This is a genomic window from Arthrobacter sp. NPDC093139 (assembly GCF_044754165.1).
Taxonomy (GTDB): Bacteria; Actinomycetota; Actinomycetes; order Actinomycetales; family Micrococcaceae; genus Arthrobacter.
On record NZ_JBIVOO010000001.1, the window covers coordinates 38,998 to 58,638 of the forward strand.

The following is a 19,641-nucleotide window of genomic DNA, read 5'->3' on the forward strand; positions in this document are numbered from 1 at the left end:
AAGGCATGGGAAAGTTCCTCGATTCGGTGGACACCAAGGCGCTGCGCTTCGCAATCGGGTTTCCCGTACTGCTCGCTGCAGCCTTCGCCCTCAGCGCCATGTTGCTGCAGCCTGACCTGCCGGACCCCCTGGCGGTTCGCTGGGACGACGGCGGCGGCGCCAGCTTTGCGCCGTTTGCCGCCTACGTAAGCGCCGGGGCTGCCCTGATCGTCGCCGCCGGCTGGCTGGTGCTGCTGCAGGCCGTGCCCCTTTCCAGGCCCACGGTGATGCGCCGCATCATGATGGGTGCCGGCCTGACGGTAAGCCTGTTTGTGACCACCGTGCTGGCCGCGGGCCTTGTGGGGCAGGCGGGGGTGGCCGATGCCCGGGACTCCCATGTGGACCTGATCGTTCTGGCCACGGGCAGCGGCGCCGCCCTCTCGCTCGGCGTCATCATGGGTTTCGTCTTCAAGGCGGACCAGCAGTGGACTCCGGAGGACGACCAGGCGCTGCAGCGGGCCCTGGAGCTGGAACTTGACCCCGAACTGGCCACTGACTCGATCAGGATGTGGGTCCACGCCCGCAGCTCGGTCTTCGTCATGATCGGCGTCGCCAGCCTGTTTCCGGCCTCCCTCATTTCCATCGCCGTTCCCTGGCTCGGGGTCCTGCTGGTTGCCGCGGCCATCGTCGGCGCTGCCTTTCTCTTCGCCCGGGTCACGGCGGACCGCAGCGGGCTGCGGGTTTTCGTTGCCGGGATACTGCGCGTGGTGGATGTCCCCGCCGAGGCCATCTCCGCTGCCGCTCCGGCGGATGTCCGCGCCGCTGACTATGGCGGCTGGGGCTACCGCAACCACGGCGGAACCGCAGCCGTGCTTGTGAGCAGCGGACCCGCCGTCGTCGTGCGGAAAACCGACGGCCACCGGCTCGCGGTCAGCGGCGGGAACCCCGACGCTGCGGCACGCCTGGCCGACCTGCTGACGCGCGTTGCCGCGCGGGCACGGCGGGAAGGCCGTCCGCCGCTCCAGGGGGACACAGACGCGTAACCCGCGCGTCATGACCGGAGTGCCACCTAGTACTCTGGGAGCTGTTGATTTTGACCTGTACAGCCCGGCTGCGCCCCGGTGCTCACGACTGAACGGAAGCCCCCGTGACCACAACTCCTGCATTCCCGCGGGTCCACATCGCCACCGACCACGCCGGCATGGAACTGAGCGCCCACCTGGTCAGCCACCTGACGGCCAAGGGCTATGACGTCGTGGACCACGGGCCCAAGGAATACGATGCCCTGGATGACTACCCGTCCTTCTGCATCAACGCGGCACTCGCCGTCGTGGCGGACCAGCAGGCCGGCGTGCACGCCCTGGGTATCGTGCTGGGCGGCTCCGGGAACGGCGAGCAGATCGCGGCCAACAAGGTCAAGGGTGTCCGTGCGGCACTCGCTTGGAACCACTCCACCGCAACCCTGGCCCGGCAGCACAACGATGCCAACGTGGTGGCTGTTGGCGGCCGGCAGCACAGCGTCGACGAGGCCACCGCACTCATCGAGGCGTTCCTGCAGGAGCCTTTCAGCAACGACGAGCGCCACATCCGCCGGATCGGAAAAATCGCAACCTACGAAAACACGGGCGAGGTCGTCGAGTAGTGCCCGAAGGGCATTCCATCCACCGGCTGGCCCGGCAGTTCCGGGACGTCTTTGCCGGCCGGCGGCTGGCCGTCTCCAGCCCCCAGGGCCGTTTCGCTGCCGGTGCAGCCGTGCTGGACGGCCACGCGGTGGTACGCGCGGAGGCGCACGGCAAGCATCTGTTCCTGCATTTTGAGCACGGGATAGTCCTCCACGTCCATCTGGGCCTGTATGGCGCGTGGGACTTCGGCGGCGACAGCGAGTTCCGCGGCGCGTCAAGCATCGGCGCCCCGCGCAGGGTAGGGGAGCGGGAGGTGCCGGCCGACGCCGGGACGGACGCCGGCACGCCAGGCTACGCCGGCCCTCCGGAGCCGGTCGGCGCCGTGCGGGTGCGGCTGGCCTCCGACCACGGCTGGGCCGATTTACGCGGCGCGACGACCTGTGCAGCCATCACGGAAGCCGAAGCCGAGGCGGTCCTCCGGCGGCTGGGACCGGATCCGCTGCACGATGCGCAAGGCGCCCGCGACATCTTCATCCAGCGGCTTACGGCGCGCAGCACGCCGCTGGCGTCACTGCTGATGGATCAAAAGGTGATTGCCGGCGTCGGGAACGTGTACCGGGCTGAAGTGCTCTTCCGCCAGGGCATCGATCCGCTGCTTCCGGGCCGGTCGCTCTCAGCCTCCGCTGCCGGGCGGGTCTGGGACGATACGGCAGCGGTCATGGCCGACGGCGTCCGCGACGGCCGGATCATCACCACGACAGCGGGGTACTGGAGTGACCCGGCTACGCTGCCGCCGAACGAGGAAGCGCACTTTGTCTACCGCCGGCACGGCCAACCGTGCCGGCTGTGCGGCACTGCTGTCGCACTGGCAGAGCACGCTGCCCGCAAACTCTACTGGTGCCCCACCTGCCAGCGCTCCTAGCGGGCTTAATCAGGCAGCAGCCTGATCAGGCCCGGCATTGGTCTGGACACGAATAAGGGCCCCTCATCAGAGGGGCCCTTCGCGGAGGGGACGACGGGAATCGAACCCGCGTAATCAGTTTGGAAGACTGAGGCTTTACCATTAAGCTACGTCCCCGGAAGAAGGCGGTGTTTCCACTGCAGATCTTCGGGATGGCTGTTCAAGCCGCATATAACTAAACCTAATTCATGCCCCCGGTGTCAAATGTGCAAAGCCGGCAGGTATGAACGTAGACTGTCCTGTGCATTACGGGGTGTAGCTCAGCTTGGCTAGAGCACCTGCTTTGGGAGCAGGAAGTCGCAGGTTCAAATCCTGTCACCCCGACTCTGTGGCCCTGGCCGATGGCCTGGGCAGAGAATCGCGTTTGCAGAACCCCATCCAACAAAACCAGGAGTACTTAGACCGTGAAGAGCGCTGTCGAGAACCTCACCCCCACGCGGGTCAAGCTCAATGTTGAGGTCCCCTTTGAGGAATTGAAGCCCAGCATCGACGAGGCATACAAGACCGTTGCTTCGCAGATCTCGGTCCCTGGCTTCCGCAAGGGCAAGGTTCCCTCCAAGCTGATCGATCAGCGCGTCGGCCGCGGCTACGTGCTCGAGACGGCCATCAACGAGGGCCTCAACGGCTGGTACCAGGCTGCCGTCCAGGAATCAGGCATCCGTCCGCTGAGCCGTCCGGAGGTTGAGATCACCGAGGTTCCTGACCCGTCCGCAACTGACGGCGAACTCAAGTTCCACGCCGAGGTCGACGTCCGCCCGGAGATCGAACTGCCGGACTACGCCGGCATCAAGGTTGAGGTCGCCGCTGCCAAGTCCTCCGACGCCGATGTCGACAAGGCACTTGATGAGCTGCGCGGCCGCTTCGGCACCCTGAAGTCCGTGGACCGCCCGGCAGCCGACGGCGACTTCCTCACCATCGACATCACCGCGACCATCGACGGCGCCGAGGTGGACTCCGCTTCCGGCCTGTCCTACCAGGTCGGTGCCGGAACCATGCTCGAAGGCATGGACGAGGCAGTCACCGGACTCAGCGCCGACGAAGACGCCATCTTCGACACCACGCTCGTGGGCGGCGACCACGCCGGTGAAGCAGCCCAGGTCAAGGTCGTGGTCAAGTCCGTAAAGGAGCGCGAGCTTCCCGAGGCCAACGACGACTTTGCCCAGCTGGCATCCGAGTTCGACACCCTCGCCGAACTGCGCGAGGACCTCGCCAAGCAGGCCTCCGACTCCAAGATCGTGGAGCAGGGCGTCGAAGCCCGCGACAAGGTCCTGGACAAGCTCGTCGAACTCGTCGAGGTTCCGGTTCCGGACTCCGTCGTCGAAGAGCAGATCGAGCAGCACTTCAAGGCCGAGAACTCCCACGGTGAAGGTGAGCACGACACCGAGGAGCACCGTGCCGAGGTCAAGGCCAACACCGAGCGCGCCTTCCAGAACGAAATCATCCTCGACGCCATCGCCGAGAAGGAGGAAGTGGGCGTCAGCCAGAACGAGCTGATCGACTACATCGTCACCACGGCCAGCCAGTACGGCATGGACCCGAACCAGTTCGCCCAGATCATCGATCAGAGCGGCCAGGTTCCCATGATGGTTTCCGAGGTCCGCCGCCGCAAGGCACTGGCAGTCGTCCTCGGCCAGGCCGAGGTCACGGACTCCGAAGGCAACAAGGTTGACCTGAGCGATTTCGTGCGCCCTGCAGGCCAGGACGAGGCCACCGGCGCCGAGGGCGAAGCCGCCGAAGAGGCAGCCGAGGTCACCCCCAGCGACGATCCCGCAGCCGCGAAGTTCTAACCGCTGCCGCGTCCCAGCAGCTGCGCTCTGACAGCGTGAGGGCGGCCCCCGGATCCGTTGATCCGGGGGCTGCTTCGTTTAACCCCGCTGTACGGCCAGCGACGCCGCAGCCGCGGGCCCCGGCGATCGTGCGCCGTCAGCGAACAGCGCGATTTCGGCGAACAAAACGGCTGCGAAAGCGGTTAGTGTCCAAGTAGTGAAGTTCAGTGATGTCACCGTCACCAGCGAGAGGTAAGTACATATGTCACAGCAAGCAGGGGCGCCCCGCATGGCAACTGTCGATCCGGCAGCCCAGGACAACTACATCTACAACCGACTGCTGAAAGAGCGCATCATCTGGCTTGGCTCCGAGGTGCGCGATGAAAACGCGAACGCCATCTGCTCGCAGCTGCTGCTCCTGTCCGCAGAGGACCCGAACAAGGACATCTACCTTTACATCAACTCTCCCGGCGGTTCCGTGACGGCCGGCATGGCGATCTACGACACCATGCAGTTCATCCCCAACGACGTCGTCACCGTCGCCACCGGGCTTGCTGCCTCCATGGGCCAGTTCCTGCTATCCTCCGGGACCAAGGGCAAGCGGTACGCCACCCCGAACGCCCGCATCCTGATGCACCAGCCCTCGGGCGGCATCGGTGGCACGGCCTCCGACATCAAGATCCAGGCGGAGCTCATCCTGCACATGAAGAAGGTCATGGCTGAGCTGACCGCTGAGCAGACCGGCCAGACGGTGGACACGATCCTGAAGGACAACGACCGCGACAAGTGGTTCACCGCAACCGAAGCACTCGAATACGGCTTCTTCGACAAGATCTCCGCGCACGCCGGCTCGGTAGCCGGCGGCGGCGGAACGGCCCAGAACTAAACCGGCACGCAGAGCGAACTGAATCCAGGAGTAAAGAACATGAACTACAATTTCGGCTCGACTGCCGGCAATCTGCCGACCAGCCGCTATGTGCTGCCCCAGTTTGAAGAGCGCACGCCGTATGGCTTCAAGCGCCAGGACCCGTACACCAAGCTGTTCGAGGACCGGATCATCTTCCTCGGCGTCCAGGTTGATGACGCTTCGGCCGACGACGTCATGGCGCAGCTGCTGGTGCTGGAATCCACGGACCCGGACCGCGACATCACCCTCTACATCAACTCCCCGGGCGGTTCCTTCACCGCCATGACCGCGATCTACGACACCATGACGTACATCCGCCCGGAGATCCAGACCGTCTGCCTTGGCCAGGCGGCCAGCGCCGCCGCCGTGCTGCTTGCAGCAGGAACGCCCGGAAAGCGGCTTGCCCTGCCCAACGCCCGCGTGCTGATCCACCAGCCCTCGCTGTCCGGCGGCCAGGGCGGCCAGGCCTCCGACCTGGAGATCCAGGCGGCCGAGGTCATGCGAATGCGCTCCTGGCTGGAGGACACGCTGGCCAAGCACTCCGGCCGGACCCCGGAGCAGGTCAACAACGACATCGAGCGGGACAAGATCCTCACCGCGGCCGAGGCCCAGAATTACGGCCTGATCGACCAGGTACTCGATTCGCGCAAGATCAAGCCGCAGGCAATTGCCAGATAGCAGCGGCTGACCCAGACGCCGGTGCGGTTCAGATTTTTGAACCGCACCGGCGTCTTGTTTCCACCTCTCGGGCCGAATGTAACCTAGAGTGGATGTAATCACGGCCAGACTGCGAGAGGATGGCCGGGACTCAAACAACCGGTGCAAAGCTGCACTCGCAGCAAGATACTAAGGGGTTCACATATGGCTCGGATTGGCGAGAGCACGGATCTGCTCAAGTGCTCTTTCTGCGGAAAGAGCCAGAAGCAGGTGCGCAAGCTCATTGCCGGGCCCGGCGTCTATATCTGCGACGAGTGCATTGAACTCTGCAACGAGATCATTGAAGAGGAGCTCGCCGAAGTAGCCGATCTGGGCAGTTTTGAACTCCCCAAGCCGCGCGAAATCTTTGACTTCCTGCAGGAATACGTCATCGGTCAGGAACCCGCCAAACGGTCCCTCGCCGTCGCGGTCTACAACCACTACAAGCGGATCCAGGCCGGCCATGCCCCGAAGAGCGGCAGCCTCGCGGACGGCGTCCACCACGACGACGTCGAGATCGCCAAGTCCAACATCCTCCTGATCGGTCCGACCGGCTGCGGCAAGACCTACCTAGCACAGACCCTTGCCCGCCGGCTCAACGTCCCGTTCGCGGTCGCCGATGCGACCGCCCTGACCGAAGCCGGGTACGTCGGCGAGGACGTCGAAAACATCCTGCTGAAGCTCATCCAGGCGGCCGACTATGATGTGAAGAAGGCCGAGCAGGGCATCATCTACATCGACGAGATCGACAAGATCTCGCGCAAGAGCGAGAACCCGTCCATCACCCGCGACGTCTCGGGTGAGGGTGTGCAGCAGGCACTGCTCAAGATCCTTGAAGGAACGGTGGCCTCGGTACCCCCGCAGGGCGGACGCAAGCACCCGCACCAGGAATTCATCCAGATCGACACCACCAACGTGCTGTTCATCGTGGCCGGCGCCTTTGCCGGGCTCGAAGAGATCATCGGTTCCCGGTCCGGCCGCAAGGGCATCGGCTTCGGCGCACCGCTGAACGAGGTCAAGAACAACACCGACTCCTACGGCGAAGTGATGCCGGAGGACCTGCTGAAGTTCGGCCTCATCCCCGAATTCATCGGGCGCCTCCCGGTAATCACCACGGTCTCGAACCTGGACCGGCCGGCGCTGATCCAGATCCTCTCCACCCCCAAGAACGCGCTGGTCAAGCAGTACCAGAAAATGTTCCAGCTGGACGGCGTTGAGCTCGTGTTCGATGAGGCCGCACTGGAACTGATCGCGGACCAGGCCCTGGATCGGGGGACCGGAGCCCGCGGGCTGCGCGCCATCATGGAGGAAGTCCTCCTCCCGGTCATGTTCGACCTGCCCAGCAGGGACGACATCGCCAGCGTGGTGATCACCGCCGACGTCGTAGCCAAGAAGGCACAGCCCACCATGATCGCGCACGACGTCGTGGCCAAGCGGCGGAATAAATCCGCGTAGTTACCCGCTGTCATTAACGGCGCGCCTGTCGCGCCGTCCCCGCTGACCTCACGTAATGCATCCGCGCGCGCTGATGCCGGATCACTGCGAACAGCCTTGCCGCCACGAACAGTGAAGGAATTCATCCATGACTGAGACCCTCCCGAACAAGGCAGACTTCTGGTTCGACCCCCTGTGCCCTTTCGCCTGGATCACCTCGCGCTGGATCGGGGAGGTGGAAGGTGTCCGCGACATCACCACCGACTGGCACGTCATGAGCCTTTCCGTGCTCAACGAAGGCCGTGAACTGGACCCCAAGTACCGTGAAGCCATGGACAAGGGGTGGGGCCCGGTCCGCGTGATTATCGCCGCCCAGGAACAGCATGGCGACCAGGTGGTCAAGCCGCTGTACGACGCCATGGGTACGCAGATCCACGACGGCGGCGAGAAGGACTTTTCGATCGTCATCAGCAAGGCACTCGCTGAGTGCGGACTTCCTGCCGGTCTGGCGCAGGCCGCGGAGTCCGATGCCTTCGACCCCCAGCTCCGCGCCAGCCACGAGCAGGGGATTTCGCTGGTGGGCCAGGACGTCGGGACCCCCGTGGTCGCCTTCAACGGCACCGCGTTTTTTGGCCCGGTGCTGACGCGCATTCCGCGGGGCGAAGAAGCCGGCCGCCTGTGGGATGCCACCATCACCCTGGCGTCCTACCCGCACTTTTTCGAGATCAAGCGCAGCCGGACGGAAAGCCCGGCCTTCACCTAGAGCTGTCCGCAGCGTTTCCGATGCCGTGGGCCCCGGGAGAACTACATCAGAGTAGTTCTCCCGGGGGCCTTGCGCATCTAAAAGCGGGGGACAAGAATAGTTGTTACCCACTTCGAAAGAAGAGGGACGCAAGAACCAAAGATTCAGTGACATGCATCTAACGCAGCCTTCGGCAAAGTTAGAAGCAGGCTACCAGTGACAAGGTAGGAAGACCTGAAAATTCTGAGGATCTTGCCAGACTGTCAAAGATGTCACCAGACAGCCGAAAAGTCGAAGCCCCACCAACCGCAAAAAGCTGATGGGGCTTCCCCTTTGCCCTGAAACAGGTGGGCGCTAAAACAGGTTTGACCCGGAAGTGTTTCCGAAAACAGAAGCCCCACCAGCTGGACGCTGATGGGGCTTTGCTGTTGCCGTTTTACTGTTGTTGGGGTGCCGATCAGGCCGGCGCGTTCTCCTCGGCGGGAACCAGCACGACGTCGCTGACGGTGAGCTCTCCCTCGCCGGTCTCCAGCGTGATTTCCTGGGCGTTCGCCGCAGCCTTCAGGTCATTGAGGCCGGCCCGGAGTTGGGCTACGAGCGGGGCCGTTGCCGTAATCGTCGCGGTGAGCACCTCGGTGCGCTGCTTGACCTTGGCCTCGGACTTGGCCTTGCGGATGCCGCTGAGCGCAACGCCCACTGTTCCCAGCATGGCGGTGTCGCCGTCGGCGATCTGCACCGCAGCCGGCCACGCGGCCCGGTGCACGGACCCAGTGCGCCACCAGCTCCACACTTCCTCCGTAGCGAAGGGCAGGAACGGGGCGAAGAGGCGGAGCAGCGAGTCCAGGGCGGTGGCCAGTGCGGCCAGCACGGAGGCCTGCTCGGTTTCGCCGGCGGCCCCGTAGGCACGGTCCTTGATGAGCTCCACATAATCGTCCGTGAACTGCCAGAAGAAGCTCTCGGTGATCTGCAGTGCCCGGGCGTAGTCGTAGTTGTCGAACGCCTTGGTGGCTTGCGCCACCACATCCGAGAGCTGGGCCAGGAGTGCCCGGTCCAGGGGATTGGTCAGCACGGACAGGTCCGTGGAGACCACGGAGTTCTCGGTGGCGCCGAGGTTCAGCACGAACTTCGAGGCGTTCAGCAGTTTGATGGCCAGGCGGCGGCCAATCTTCATCTGCGCGATCTCGTAGGCCGTATCGGCGCCCAGCTTGGCGGAAGCCGCCCAGTACCGCACGGCGTCGGAGCCGTACTCGTTCAGGACATCGGTCGGCACAACGACGTTGCCCTTGGACTTGGACATCTTCTTACGGTCCGGGTCCAGGATCCAGCCGGAAATGGCGGCATGTTTCCACGGGGCGCAGTCCTGCAAGGCATCCGCACGGACTGCCGAGGAGAACAGCCAGGTCCGGATGATGTCGTGGCCCTGCGGGCGGAGGTCGAACGGATAAACCTTGCTGAACAAGTCCTCGTCCCGGCTCCAGCCGCCCACGATTTGCGGCGTCAGGGAGGACGTGGCCCAGGTGTCCAGCACATCGGCGTCGCCCGTGAACCCGTTGGGCTGGTCGCGCTGGGACTCGTCGAAGCCAGGCGCCGCATCCGCGGCAGGGTCGACCGGCAACTGCTCGTCGGAAGGCAGGATGGGGGCGTCGTAGTCAGGGTTGCCCTGGGCGTCCAGCGGGTACCAGACCGGGATCGGCACGCCGAAGAACCGCTGGCGGGAGACCAGCCAGTCACCGTTGAGGCCTGCAATCCAGTTCTCGTACCGGGAACGCATGAAGGACGGGTGGAAGTCGATCTCGTGCCCGCGGGCAATCAGGCGCACGCGGCGGTCCTCGTCACGGCCGCCGTTGCGGATGTACCACTGGCGGGACGTGACAACCTCGAGCGGCTTGTCGCCCTTTTCGAAGAAGTTCACCGGGTGCGTGATCTTCTTGGGCTCGCCGTCCAGCAGGTTGGCCGCGGTGAGGAGCTCCACCACGGCTTCCTTCGCGGAGAAGACGGTCTTTCCGGCGATGGCTGCGTATGCCTCGCGGCCGGCGTCGGTGGTGATCCAGTCCGGGGTCTCGGCGAGGATGCGGCCGTCGAGTCCTACGATGGCGCGGGTGGGCAGCTGGAGTTCGCGCCACCAGGTGACGTCGGTCAGGTCGCCGAAGGTGCAGACCATCGCGATGCCCGAGCCCTTGTCCGCCTTGGCCAGCGGGTGGGCTTTGACTTCCAGTTCGACATCGAAGATCGGGGACTTTACGGTCTTGCCGAACAGCGGCTGGTAGCGCTCGTCGTCGGGGTTTGCCACCAGCGCGGCACACGCGGCCAGGAGCTCGGGACGCGTGGTCTCCACGAAGATCTTCTCGCCGTCTGCGGTGAAGAACGGGTAGCGATAGTAAGCGCCCGGCACCTCGCGGTCTTCGAGCTCGGCCTGGGCCACGGCGGTGCGGAACGTGACGTCCCACAGCGTGGGGGCTTCGGCCATGTAGGCGTCGCCTGCGGCCAGGTTGGCAAGGAACGCGCGCTGGGACACGGCACGGGAGGTGTCGTCAATCGTGCGGTAGGTGAGGTTCCAGTCGACGGACAGGCCGAGAGTCTGGAACAGGTTCTCGAAGACCTTCTCGTCCTCGACGGCGAGTTCCTCGCAGAGTTCGATGAAGTTCTGCCGGGAGACGACGTCGAAATCCCGCTGGTTCTTCGCCGGCTGTGCCGGCGGCTGGTAATCCGGGTTGTACGGGATGGCAGGATCGCAGCGGACACCGTAGTAGTTCTGGACGCGGCGCTCCGTGGGGAGGCCGTTGTCGTCCCAGCCCATCGGGTAGAAGACGTTCTTGCCGGTCATGCGCATGTAACGGGCCTGGACGTCCGTCTGCGTGAAGGAGAACATGTGGCCCACGTGCAGGGAACCGGATGCAGTCGGCGGGGGAGTGTCGATCGAGTAGACCTGCTCCCGGGTGGTGTCCGGGTTGAACCTGTAGGTCCCTTCCTCGAGCCAGCGCTGCGTCAGGGCAGCTTCGAGCCCTTCGAGGGCGGGCTTGTCCGGAACGTTGATAGGGGCGGTGGTGGGCGTGTCTGTACCCTGATTTGCTTGAGCCATGCAGCAATTGTTTCATGGCTGCCGCCGGGTTCTTGCAGCGGCGCTGTCAGTGACGCCTGCAGTAGCATGCCCGGTATGGGCAACGCACACGGTCGTTTCGCGATCAAGCGGATCTACGACGAACCCGCGGACGACGACGGCTGCCGGGTTTTGGTGGACAGGCTCTGGCCGCGCGGGGTCAGCAAGGAGCGTGCGGCCCTTGAGCTGTGGCTCAAGGAGATCGCGCCGTCCCCGCCCCTGCGGCGGAAATTCGCCCACATGCAGGAGCGCTTCGCCGACTTCCGGGAACAGTATGAAGCGGAACTGGAGCAGAACCCCGCCGTGGGGCAGTTGCTGGACCTGGCGGCGCGGGAGGGCAAGGTGACCCTGCTGTACGGTGCCAGGGATCCGGAAGTGAACCACGCCCGGGTGCTGCTGGAGTTCCTGCAGTCACGGCAGCCCTGACGCATTTCCCGATTCCGTTAGGGTGGTGCCATGACTGAGGCATCGAACACTAAGGCAGCTGTAGTAACCGGTGCGAGCACCGGCATTGGCGAAGCGACAGTCCGTGCGCTGAGGGCTGAGGGATGGACCGTTTACGCCGTGGCACGGCGCCAGGAGCGGCTGGCCGCGCTGGCAGCCGAGACGGGCGCCGTCGCTGTTCCTGCCGACATCGCCGAGGACGCTGACGTCGCCAGACTCCTGGCTGAAGTGACCGCCGGCGGAGGAATCGACACCCTGATCAACATCGCCGGTGGAGCCCGCGGCGCAGATCCTGTGGGACAGGCACAGACGGATGACTGGGAGTGGATGTACCGGGTCAACGTCCTGGGCACCATGAAACTGACCCGTGCTTTCCTGCCGATGCTGCGCGAACACGGCGAAGGCACCGTCCTGAACCTGACTTCCACGGCCGGGCTCGTGGCCTATGAGGGCGGGGCCGGCTATAACGCGGCCAAGTTCGCCCAGCACGCCATGACCAACGCCCTGCGGCTGGAGGAGGCCGAAAACAATGTCCGCGTGATTGAAGTGGCACCGGGGCTGGTGCGCACCGAGGAATTCGCGCTCATGCGGCTGGGCGATGAGCAGGCGGCCCAAAACGTCTACCAGGGGGTTGAAAAGCCGCTGACCGCCGAGGACGTGGCGGATGTGGTGCGGTACGCCGTCAGCGCGCCGCACCACGTGAACCTGGACCAGATCGTGATGCGCCCCGTTGCGCAGGCGGCCAACCACAAGCTGATCCGCAAGCAGGCCTGACGGACTGGCGCCAAACCTAATCTCCGGCCGGAATGCCCAGGGTGGCCAGGACCGCGGCATGGTCGGTTCCCGGGACCCGGTGCGCCGCGTAGCCGGAGTTCACGATCTGTGGGCTTGTGACGAGATGGTCGATGGCAATGCCCGGCAGCGGCACGCCTTCCATCGGCCAGGTGGGCGTCAGTCGCCGGCCGGCCGCGGTCCCCACGTCCACCAGCTTCGCGCCCGGGCCGCCGTCGAGCAGCGCCCTGAACTCGGAGTGGTCGTAGGTGGCGTTGAAGTCGCCAATGAGCAGGCGGTTGACCGCTGGTGCACCATCGGGCACCGTTGTGCCGCCCCGGGAGACCGAACCGTCCTCGGCCACACGACCTTCCTGGGCTACCGAACCGTCCTGGGCCAGGCGTCCCAGCGCCGCGAGGTCGCTGCGCCACTGTGCGATCCGGACGCCCACAGGGGGCAGCGCATGCACGTTGGTGACCTCCACGCTGCTGGTGCGGCCCGCGGCCTGAACAGTGAGGCGGACCGTCGGCATCTGAAATGGCGTGTCGGGTAGGAGCCCCACGGGCTCCATCGGGTAGGCCGCATACAGTGCGCTGCCGGCGCCGTCGTCCGTAGGGCTGCTGACCCTGTTGGGCAGCAGGCTTCCGAGCCCCTCGGCCGCCAGCCGGTCCTCAAATCCCTGCGTGTGTTCCTGGACTGCGAGCAGTTCCACGCCGTTCTCCCGGACCAGCCGGACGACCTCCGCAGCATCCGCTTCGCCGAACTGTGAGTTGATGTTCATGGCCGTGAGCTCGGTGCTGGGACGGGAGGCATCGGGAATTGCGCGGCCGGCGTCGAGCGGGAAGAGCCAGAACAGCTGGGCGGACAGCAGGAGTGCGGCCACAACGGTGATCCAGGTGCGGCGGCCTGCCAGCGCCAGGCCAAGCCCCAGAACTGCCGGGACCACCAGCCATGGGGTGAAGGACAGCAGCTGGACCACCGGCGTCGGCCACTGCCCCGGCACGGCCCGAAAGATCGACAGGGACGCCACCGGCACCATAACGGCCAGCGCCAGCACCCGCCACACGAAGAGCGCGCCGTGCGGGAGCGCGGCAGGTTGCGGGAGGGCGGGGCCGCTTTGGGCCGGTCCGGGGGAGGGGGCGGTCATGGCTCGAGTCTAGGCAGGAAAGGACGCAGGATGCCCGCACTGCCGGGCCGGGCGGGTTTTCTGCAGTGCCGACCGGTTAGGGAGTCCGCGAGCGCAGCCGTTAGACTTGTACCAACAGCTTTGACCCGGCCATCACCGGCGAGCTTCCGGAAGAACACCCGGTGCGCCTCCGCGTGCCAGGGCTACTAGAACCGGACGGGTAAGCCCGTCACAGCAGTAATTGAGCGGCCGGTGCCGGAACTGCCCCCAGGGGGCGGTCCCAGTCCCGGTAAGTGAGGTGGTACCGCGGTACCGGTGCGTTGGACGGTGAAAGCCGGCCGGCAGTGCACGGGCCGTCCTCGCATCCTGAATGATCCACTTGTTCACCAGCTCAACCCAGGATGTCGAGATGACCTATTACCCCAAGGCCTCTGCCGCACCGTCGGGCGCCTACGCCTCAGGCGTATCCGCCTCCGTGAAGTTTCCGGAGATCGAAGAGCGGATCCTCAAATACTGGGACGAGGACGGCACCTTCCAGGCGAGCATCGACCAGCGCAGCGCGGACCTTCCCGGCGGCACCCCTGGCAGCAATGAGTTCGTCTTCTACGACGGCCCTCCCTTCGCCAACGGCCTGCCGCACTACGGCCACCTGCTGACCGGCTACGCCAAGGACCTGGTGGGCCGCTACCAGACCCAGCGCGGCAAGCGCGTTGAGCGCCGCTTCGGCTGGGACACCCACGGCCTGCCCGCCGAGCTGGAAGCGATGAAACAGCTGGGCATGACGGACAAGACCCAGATCGAGGCCATGGGCATCGACAAGTTCAACGACGCCTGCCGGGCTTCAGTCATGAAGTACGCCGACGAGTGGCAGAGCTACGTCACCAGGCAGGCCCGCTGGGTGGACTTCGACAACGACTACAAGACGCTCAACGTCGAGTACATGGAATCTGTACTGTGGGCCTTCAAGCAGCTGCACGAGAAGGGCCTCACGTACAACGGCTACCGGGTCCTGCCGTACTGCTGGAAGGACGAGACCCCGCTGTCCAACCATGAGCTGCGCATGGATGACGACGTCTACAAGAACCGCCAGGACCAGACGGTCACCGTGACGTTCCCCGTGAAGGCGGGGGAGTCGGAGCTCTCCCGGCAGCTGGCCGGCGTGCAGGCCCTCGCCTGGACCACCACTCCCTGGACGCTGCCCACCAACCTGGCGCTCGCCGTCGGGCCCGACATCACCTACGCCGTGCTCCCCGCCGGTCCCAATGGCATCAAGGCAGCATCTGCTGATGCCCCTGTCACCGGCAGCTTCCTGCTGGCCGCCGACCTGCTTGGCACCTATGCCAAGGACCTGGGCTACGGTGATGGTGCCGACGGCGCTGCTGCCGCTGCCGCTGCCGTGACGTCCACCCACACCGGCGCCGAGCTTGCGGGCCTCCGCTACGAGCCGCTGTGGCACGATTTCAGCGACACCGAGAAGTACGGCACTGAGAACGCTTGGCAGTTCCTCGTGGCCGACTACGTCACCACCACCGACGGTACGGGCATCGTCCACCAGGCACCCGCCTTCGGTGAAGATGACCAGAAGGTGTGCGAGGAAGCCGGGATCCCGGTCATCCTCTCCGTCGACGAGGGCGCCAAGTTCCTGCACCTGTTCGCCCATGGCGACCTGCACGACATCGCCGGGCTGCAGGTTTTCGAGGCCAACAAGCCCATCACCCAGGTGCTGCGCGCCCAGGGGCGCCTGGTCCGCCAGGCCAGCTACGAGCACAGCTACCCGCACTGCTGGCGCTGCCGTAACCCCTTGATCTACCGGGCCGTCTCCTCCTGGTACGTCGAGGTCACCAAGTTCCGGGACCGCATGTCCGAACTGAACCAGGAGATCAATTGGATCCCCGGGAACGTCAAGGACGGCCAGTTCGGCAAGTGGCTCGCCAACGCGCGCGACTGGTCCATCAGCCGCAACCGCTACTGGGGCAGCCCCATCCCCGTCTGGCAGTCCACGGACCCCGAATACCCCCGCACGGACGTTTACGGCTCGCTCGCCGAGATCGAGGCCGACTTTGGCCGGCTTCCGCTGAACAAGGACGGCGAGGTTGACCTGCACCGCCCGTTCATCGACGAGCTGACCCGGCCGAACCCGGATGACCCGCGCACCCCGGAAGAGGGCCAGTCCGTCATGCGCCGCGTGGAGGACGTGCTCGATGTCTGGTTCGACTCCGGCTCCATGCCCTACGGCCAGGTCCATTACCCGTTCCAGAACGAGGCGTGGTTCAACACCCATAACCCGGCCGATTTCATCGTGGAATACATCGGGCAGACACGCGGCTGGTTCTACATGCTGCACATCCTGTCCACGGCGCTGTTCGACCGGCCCGCCTTCCGCAACGTGATCAGCCATGGCATCGTGTTGGGCTCTGACGGCCAGAAGATGTCCAAGAGCCTGCGCAACTACCCTGACGTGTCCGAGGTGCTGGACCGGGACGGCTCCGACGCTATGCGCTGGTTCCTCATGTCCAGTCCCATCCTGCGCGGCGGTAACCTTGTGGTTACCGAACAGGGAATCCGCGACGGCGTCCGCCAAGTCATCCTGCCGCTCTGGAATGTCTACAGCTTCTTCACGCTGTACACCAACGCTGCCAATGGTGGTGCCGGCTACGACGCGAAATTGCGCTACGACGGCTACTCCGACACCTTGGACCAGTACCTGCTGGCCAATACGGGGGATCTGGTCCGCAACATGACCGCCCAGCTGGACAGCTACGACATCTCCGGGGCCTGCGATGAACTCCGCAGCTACCTGGACATGCTCACCAACTGGTACGTACGCCGCAGCCGTCAGCGCTTCTTTGACGAGAATGTCGACGCCTTCGACGCCCTGTACACGGCTCTGGAAGCCGTCTGCCGCGTGTCAGCTTCGCTGCTGCCGCTGGTCTCCGAGGAGATCTGGCGCGGCCTCACCGGCGGGCGCTCCGTGCACCTGGCCGACTGGCCGGACGCCGAGCTGTTCCCGGCCAACACCACGCTCGTGGAAGCGATGGACCGGGTGCAGCAGATCTGCTCCACCGGATCATCCCTGCGCAAGGCAGCGAACCTTCGCGTGCGCCTGCCGCTGCAGGAACTCACTGTCGTGGCACCCGGCGCGGATGCGCTGGAAGGGTTCGCCGCCGTCGTCGCCGATGAGCTGAACCTGCGCTCCGTGCGTCTCCTTGACGCCGCCAGCGCCTCCCCGGAGGAATTCGGCATCGAACAAAAGCTCGTGGTGAACGCCCGCGCGGCGGGCCCGCGCCTGGGCAAGAACGTGCAGCTCGCCATCAAGGGCTCAAAGTCCGGTGACTGGTCCGTCTCCGACGCCGGTGTGGTGACAGCCGGCGGGCTTGAGTTGGAGCCGCAGGAATACACGCTGGAGACGGTGGTTGCCGAGTCCGACGGCGGTTCGGCCTCCGCGTCTTCTGCTGCCGCAGTTCTGCCCACCGGAGGCTTCGTCGTGCTCAACACCGAGGTCACGCCCGAACTCGAGGCCGAAGGGCTGGCGCGGGACATGGTGCGCTCCATCCAGCAGGCCCGCAAGGACGCCGGACTTAACGTGAGCGACCGGATCCGGACCTCGGTCACCGCAGTGCCGAGCGTGCTGGACGCCCTGCTGGCCAACGCAGAACTCGTCAAAACAGAAACCCTGACGTTGGAGCTGGACACCGTTCCTGCCGACTCCGGGGAACCCCGCATCGGTGTCGAAAAAGTCACCGTCGAAAAAGCAGAGGCCTGAAACATATGACCGACGAATTCTCAGTGGAGAGCGTCTACGCCGAGCTGCTGGGCCGTGCGCCGGAAAACAAGATGGAGCCCCGGCTCGCACCGCTGTACCGGGCCATGGACGTGCTGGGGGAGCCGAACAAGGCCTTTCCGATCATCCACATCACCGGCACCAACGGAAAAACGTCCACGGCCCGGATGATCGAGGCCGGCCTGCGGGCCCACGGCCTCAGCACCGGCCGTTACACCAGTCCGCACCTGTCCAAGGTCACCGAGCGGATCAGCGTGGACGGCGCCCCGGTGTCGGACGAAACGTTCGTGCGCATCTGGGACGAGATCCGGCCCTACCTGGAAATCGTGGACAACGAACTCATCGCAGAGGGCCAGCCCAGGCTGACCTACTTCGAGTGCCTCACGATCCTCGCTTTCGCGGTCTTTGCCGACCAGCCGGTCAACGTGGCGGTCATGGAGGTGGGCCTTGGCGGCATCACGGATGCCACCAACGTGGGCGACGGCCAGGTGGCCGTGGTGACGCCCATTTCCCTGGACCACACCGACCTGCTCGGCGACACCACGGAAGACATCGCCTACGAAAAGGCCGGCATCATCAAACCCGGCGGCTTCCTCATCAGCGCCGCCCAGCCGGTGGACGCCGCCCAGGTGCTGCTTGAGAAAGCCCGGGAAGTCCAGGTGCCGTTCAAGTTCGAAGGCGTGGAATTCGGCGTCGAATCCCGGCAGGTTGCTGTCGGCGGGCAGGTGGTGACCGTCCAGGGCATCGCCGGACGCTACCCGGAGCTGATGGTGCCGCTGCACGGATCCCACCAGGCCGAGAATGCGGCCGTGGCTGTTGCTGCGCTGGAGGCCTTCCTGGGCGGGGGAGAGAAGGAGCTTTCCGCAGAAGTCCTGCAGGAGGCCTTCGCCACCGTCTCGTCCCCGGGGCGCCTGGAAGTCATGCGGACTGCACCCACCATCATTGTGGACGCGGCGCACAATCCGGAAGGCATCCGGGTCACGGCAGAAGCCATCGAGGAAGCCTTCAGCTTCAGCAAACTGGTGGTTGTGGTCGGTGTCCTCAAGGAAAAGGACGCCGAGGAGATCCTGCGCCAGCTCAAGGAGTCACTCGGCGGCCTTGCGGAGGAATTCTGCTTCACCCAGTCCAACTCCCCGCGGGCGGTTCCCGCCGCGGAACTGGCGGAAATCGCCGTCGACCTTGGCTTTGGCGAGGACAACATCCACATCGCCGAGAAGCTGGACGATGCGCTGGAATGGGCCGTGGAACGCGCGGAGGCCAACGAGGACCTGGCCGGCGGCGTGCTGGTGACGGGTTCCATCACGCTGGTGGCTGATGCACGCATCCTTCTCGGGAAGACGGCAGCCTGATGGCACGGCTCACCAAGGCCCAGCGCGAGTGGCGGCCGGGCATGCCCAAGAAACGCCGGTCCACCAAGGTCATGTTCGCCTCCACTGTGCTCCTGCTGGAAGCCTTCGTGGCGTTCTTCGCCACACTGGCCGTGTTCGGCCTGCGCCGCAGCGAGGTGTCCCCGGTCCTGATTCTGTCGGTGGGCATCGGACTGAGCGTGGTTTTGGTGCTGGCCTGCGCCGTCCTGTCCAAGCCGTGGGGCGTTGGCCTCGGCTGGATCCTGCAGCTGGTGCTCATCCTCGCCGGATTCGTGGAGCCGATGATGTTCCTCGTCGGCGCCCTGTTTACGCTGGCCTGGTGGTACGGGATCCGGACCGGCATCCGGATCGACCGGGAATCCGCGCAAAGGGCCCGGGAACAGGCGGAATGGGAAGCAGGGCATTCGGACGGACGCCGCGATGAAGGCGCCGGCCAGAACCCGTAGAATTACCCGGAAACCCACAACCAACCGCATTGGAGCAGCTGTGAGCATTGAGCGCACCCTCGTCCTGATCAAGCCTGACGGCGTCACCCGGAACCTGACCGGCGAAATCCTTGGCCGCATCGAGGCAAAGGGCTACACGCTGGCCGAGCTCAAGAAGGTCAACGCCACCCGGGAGCTGCTGGAGCAGCACTATGAAGAGCACGTGGGCAAGCCGTTCTACGAGCCGCTGGTTGACTTCATGCTCAGCGGCCCTGTCGTCGCTGCGATCTTCGAAGGCCACCGCGTCATCGAGGGCTTCCGCTCGCTGGCCGGCACCACCGACCCCACGACGGCGGCGCCCGGAACCATCCGCGGTGACTTCGGCCGGGACTGGGGCCTGAAGGTCCAGCAGAACCTGGTCCACGGCTCGGATTCCGTCGACTCGGCTGAGCGCGAAATCAAGATCTGGTTCCAGGCCTAGACAGCGCCTAAGCGCGAACTGGCATCTGATGCCCCCAAAATC

The 19,641-nt window shown here is 65.3% G+C and carries 16 protein-coding genes and 2 tRNA genes; 15 read left to right on the plus strand and 3 right to left on the minus strand.

The features are described 5' to 3' along the window. The first annotated feature begins 5 nt into the window (after positions 1-5). The 3 genes from ACIP90_RS00225 to ACIP90_RS00235 all read left to right on the plus strand — a co-directional run bounded on the left by ACIP90_RS00225 (position 6) and on the right by ACIP90_RS00235 (position 2,523). Positions 6-1,022 (plus strand): hypothetical protein, encoded by a 1,017-nt coding sequence (locus ACIP90_RS00225; protein WP_400575715.1) that lies wholly within the window; start codon positions 6-8, stop codon positions 1,020-1,022. Between the two features lie 104 nt (positions 1,023-1,126). After that, positions 1,127-1,621, plus strand: a complete 495-nt coding sequence (locus tag ACIP90_RS00230) for a ribose-5-phosphate isomerase (protein WP_400575716.1) — start codon at positions 1,127-1,129, stop codon at positions 1,619-1,621. Beyond that, positions 1,621-2,523 (plus strand): Fpg/Nei family DNA glycosylase, encoded by a 903-nt coding sequence (locus ACIP90_RS00235; RefSeq protein WP_400575718.1) that lies wholly within the window; start codon positions 1,621-1,623, stop codon positions 2,521-2,523. The genes ACIP90_RS00230 and ACIP90_RS00235 overlap by 1 nt, the downstream gene beginning before the upstream one ends. 85 nt (positions 2,524-2,608) lie before the next feature. Here the strand turns inward: ACIP90_RS00235 and ACIP90_RS00240 are convergent. Next, positions 2,609-2,679 (minus strand) — tRNA-Gly (locus ACIP90_RS00240). Between the two features lie 132 nt (positions 2,680-2,811). On the opposite strand from ACIP90_RS00240, the gene ACIP90_RS00245 reads away from it, so the two are divergent. The 6 genes from ACIP90_RS00245 to ACIP90_RS00270 all read left to right on the plus strand — a co-directional run bounded on the left by ACIP90_RS00245 (position 2,812) and on the right by ACIP90_RS00270 (position 8,128). Next, a tRNA-Pro gene (locus ACIP90_RS00245) sits at positions 2,812-2,886 on the plus strand. 80 nt (positions 2,887-2,966) lie between these two features. Then, a complete protein-coding gene (gene tig / locus ACIP90_RS00250; RefSeq protein ID WP_400575720.1) occupies positions 2,967-4,349 on the plus strand; it encodes a trigger factor in 1,383 nt (460 codons plus the stop codon). A 268-nt stretch (positions 4,350-4,617) separates the two neighbouring features. Next, positions 4,618-5,214 (plus strand): ATP-dependent Clp protease proteolytic subunit, encoded by a 597-nt coding sequence (locus ACIP90_RS00255; protein ID WP_230119726.1) that lies wholly within the window; start codon positions 4,618-4,620, stop codon positions 5,212-5,214. A 39-nt stretch (positions 5,215-5,253) separates the two neighbouring features. After that, the gene (locus ACIP90_RS00260) at positions 5,254-5,913 is read left to right on the plus strand and encodes an ATP-dependent Clp protease proteolytic subunit (RefSeq protein WP_400575721.1); all 660 of its coding nucleotides are present in this window, start codon (positions 5,254-5,256) and stop codon (positions 5,911-5,913) included. A gap of 183 nt (positions 5,914-6,096) precedes the next feature. Beyond that, positions 6,097-7,386 (plus strand): ATP-dependent Clp protease ATP-binding subunit ClpX, encoded by a 1,290-nt coding sequence (clpX, locus tag ACIP90_RS00265; protein WP_400575723.1) that lies wholly within the window; start codon positions 6,097-6,099, stop codon positions 7,384-7,386. A gap of 127 nt (positions 7,387-7,513) precedes the next feature. Continuing rightward, positions 7,514-8,128, plus strand: a complete 615-nt coding sequence (locus tag ACIP90_RS00270) for a disulfide bond formation protein DsbA (protein ID WP_400575725.1) — start codon at positions 7,514-7,516, stop codon at positions 8,126-8,128. Positions 8,129-8,564: 436 nt separating this feature from the next. On the opposite strand, the gene valS is transcribed toward ACIP90_RS00270, so the two are convergent. Further along, positions 8,565-11,186, minus strand: coding sequence for a valine--tRNA ligase (gene valS / locus ACIP90_RS00275; RefSeq protein WP_400575727.1), 2,622 nt, complete (start codon positions 11,184-11,186; stop codon positions 8,565-8,567). Between the two features lie 75 nt (positions 11,187-11,261). Here valS and ACIP90_RS00280 point away from each other — a divergent pair, with 75 nt between their 5' ends. Further along, entirely contained in the window at positions 11,262-11,630 is a 369-nt protein-coding gene (locus ACIP90_RS00280) for a DUF488 domain-containing protein (protein ID WP_400575729.1), read from the plus strand. A 30-nt stretch (positions 11,631-11,660) separates the two neighbouring features. After that, positions 11,661-12,422, plus strand: a complete 762-nt coding sequence (locus ACIP90_RS00285; protein ID WP_400575730.1) for an SDR family oxidoreductase — start codon at positions 11,661-11,663, stop codon at positions 12,420-12,422. 16 nt (positions 12,423-12,438) lie between these two features. On the opposite strand, the gene ACIP90_RS00290 is transcribed toward ACIP90_RS00285, so the two are convergent. Next, complete coding sequence (locus ACIP90_RS00290; RefSeq protein WP_400575732.1) at positions 12,439-13,566, minus strand: endonuclease/exonuclease/phosphatase family protein; 1,128 nt, start codon at positions 13,564-13,566, stop codon at positions 12,439-12,441. 388 nt (positions 13,567-13,954) lie between these two features. On the opposite strand from ACIP90_RS00290, the gene ileS reads away from it, so the two are divergent. From ileS to ndk, 4 genes are read left to right on the plus strand one after another with little or no spacing between them, the layout of a single operon-like run. Further along, on the plus strand, positions 13,955-17,308 hold the full coding sequence (ileS, locus tag ACIP90_RS00295; RefSeq protein ID WP_400575733.1) for an isoleucine--tRNA ligase: 3,354 nt from the start codon (positions 13,955-13,957) through the stop codon (positions 17,306-17,308). Between the two features lie 5 nt (positions 17,309-17,313). Continuing rightward, positions 17,314-18,675 carry a bifunctional folylpolyglutamate synthase/dihydrofolate synthase gene (locus ACIP90_RS00300; RefSeq protein WP_400575735.1) on the plus strand — a complete coding sequence of 454 codons (1,362 nt, stop codon included), beginning with the start codon at positions 17,314-17,316 and terminating at the stop codon, positions 18,673-18,675. Continuing rightward, the gene (locus ACIP90_RS00305; RefSeq protein WP_400575737.1) at positions 18,675-19,139 is read left to right on the plus strand and encodes a DUF4233 domain-containing protein; all 465 of its coding nucleotides are present in this window, start codon (positions 18,675-18,677) and stop codon (positions 19,137-19,139) included. Before ACIP90_RS00300 ends, ACIP90_RS00305 begins: the two co-directional genes overlap by 1 nt. Before the next feature lie 40 nt (positions 19,140-19,179). Beyond that, positions 19,180-19,599, plus strand: coding sequence for a nucleoside-diphosphate kinase (gene ndk, locus ACIP90_RS00310; protein ID WP_400575739.1), 420 nt, complete (start codon positions 19,180-19,182; stop codon positions 19,597-19,599). The last annotated feature ends 42 nt before the right edge of the window (positions 19,600-19,641 follow it).

Bases quoted from the DNA above. Each gene is read 5' to 3' on its own strand.
- ACIP90_RS00225 (WP_400575715.1), top strand. From the start codon at position 6: ATGGGAAAGTTCCTCGATTCGGTGGACACCAAGGCGCTGCGCTTCGCA.
- ACIP90_RS00255 (WP_230119726.1), top strand. From the start codon at position 4,618: ATGGCAACTGTCGATCCGGCAGCCCAGGACAACTACATCTACAACCGA.
- ACIP90_RS00260 (WP_400575721.1), top strand. From the start codon at position 5,254: ATGAACTACAATTTCGGCTCGACTGCCGGCAATCTGCCGACCAGCCGC.
- clpX (WP_400575723.1), top strand. From the start codon at position 6,097: ATGGCTCGGATTGGCGAGAGCACGGATCTGCTCAAGTGCTCTTTCTGC.
- ACIP90_RS00270 (WP_400575725.1), top strand. From the start codon at position 7,514: ATGACTGAGACCCTCCCGAACAAGGCAGACTTCTGGTTCGACCCCCTG.
- valS (WP_400575727.1), bottom strand. From the start codon at position 11,186: ATGGCTCAAGCAAATCAGGGTACAGACACGCCCACCACCGCCCCTATC.
- ACIP90_RS00280 (WP_400575729.1), top strand. From the start codon at position 11,262: ATGGGCAACGCACACGGTCGTTTCGCGATCAAGCGGATCTACGACGAA.
- ACIP90_RS00285 (WP_400575730.1), top strand. From the start codon at position 11,661: ATGACTGAGGCATCGAACACTAAGGCAGCTGTAGTAACCGGTGCGAGC.
- ACIP90_RS00290 (WP_400575732.1), bottom strand. From the start codon at position 13,566: ATGACCGCCCCCTCCCCCGGACCGGCCCAAAGCGGCCCCGCCCTCCCG.
- ileS (WP_400575733.1), top strand. From the start codon at position 13,955: ATGACCTATTACCCCAAGGCCTCTGCCGCACCGTCGGGCGCCTACGCC.
- ACIP90_RS00300 (WP_400575735.1), top strand. From the start codon at position 17,314: ATGACCGACGAATTCTCAGTGGAGAGCGTCTACGCCGAGCTGCTGGGC.
- ACIP90_RS00305 (WP_400575737.1), top strand. From the start codon at position 18,675: ATGGCACGGCTCACCAAGGCCCAGCGCGAGTGGCGGCCGGGCATGCCC.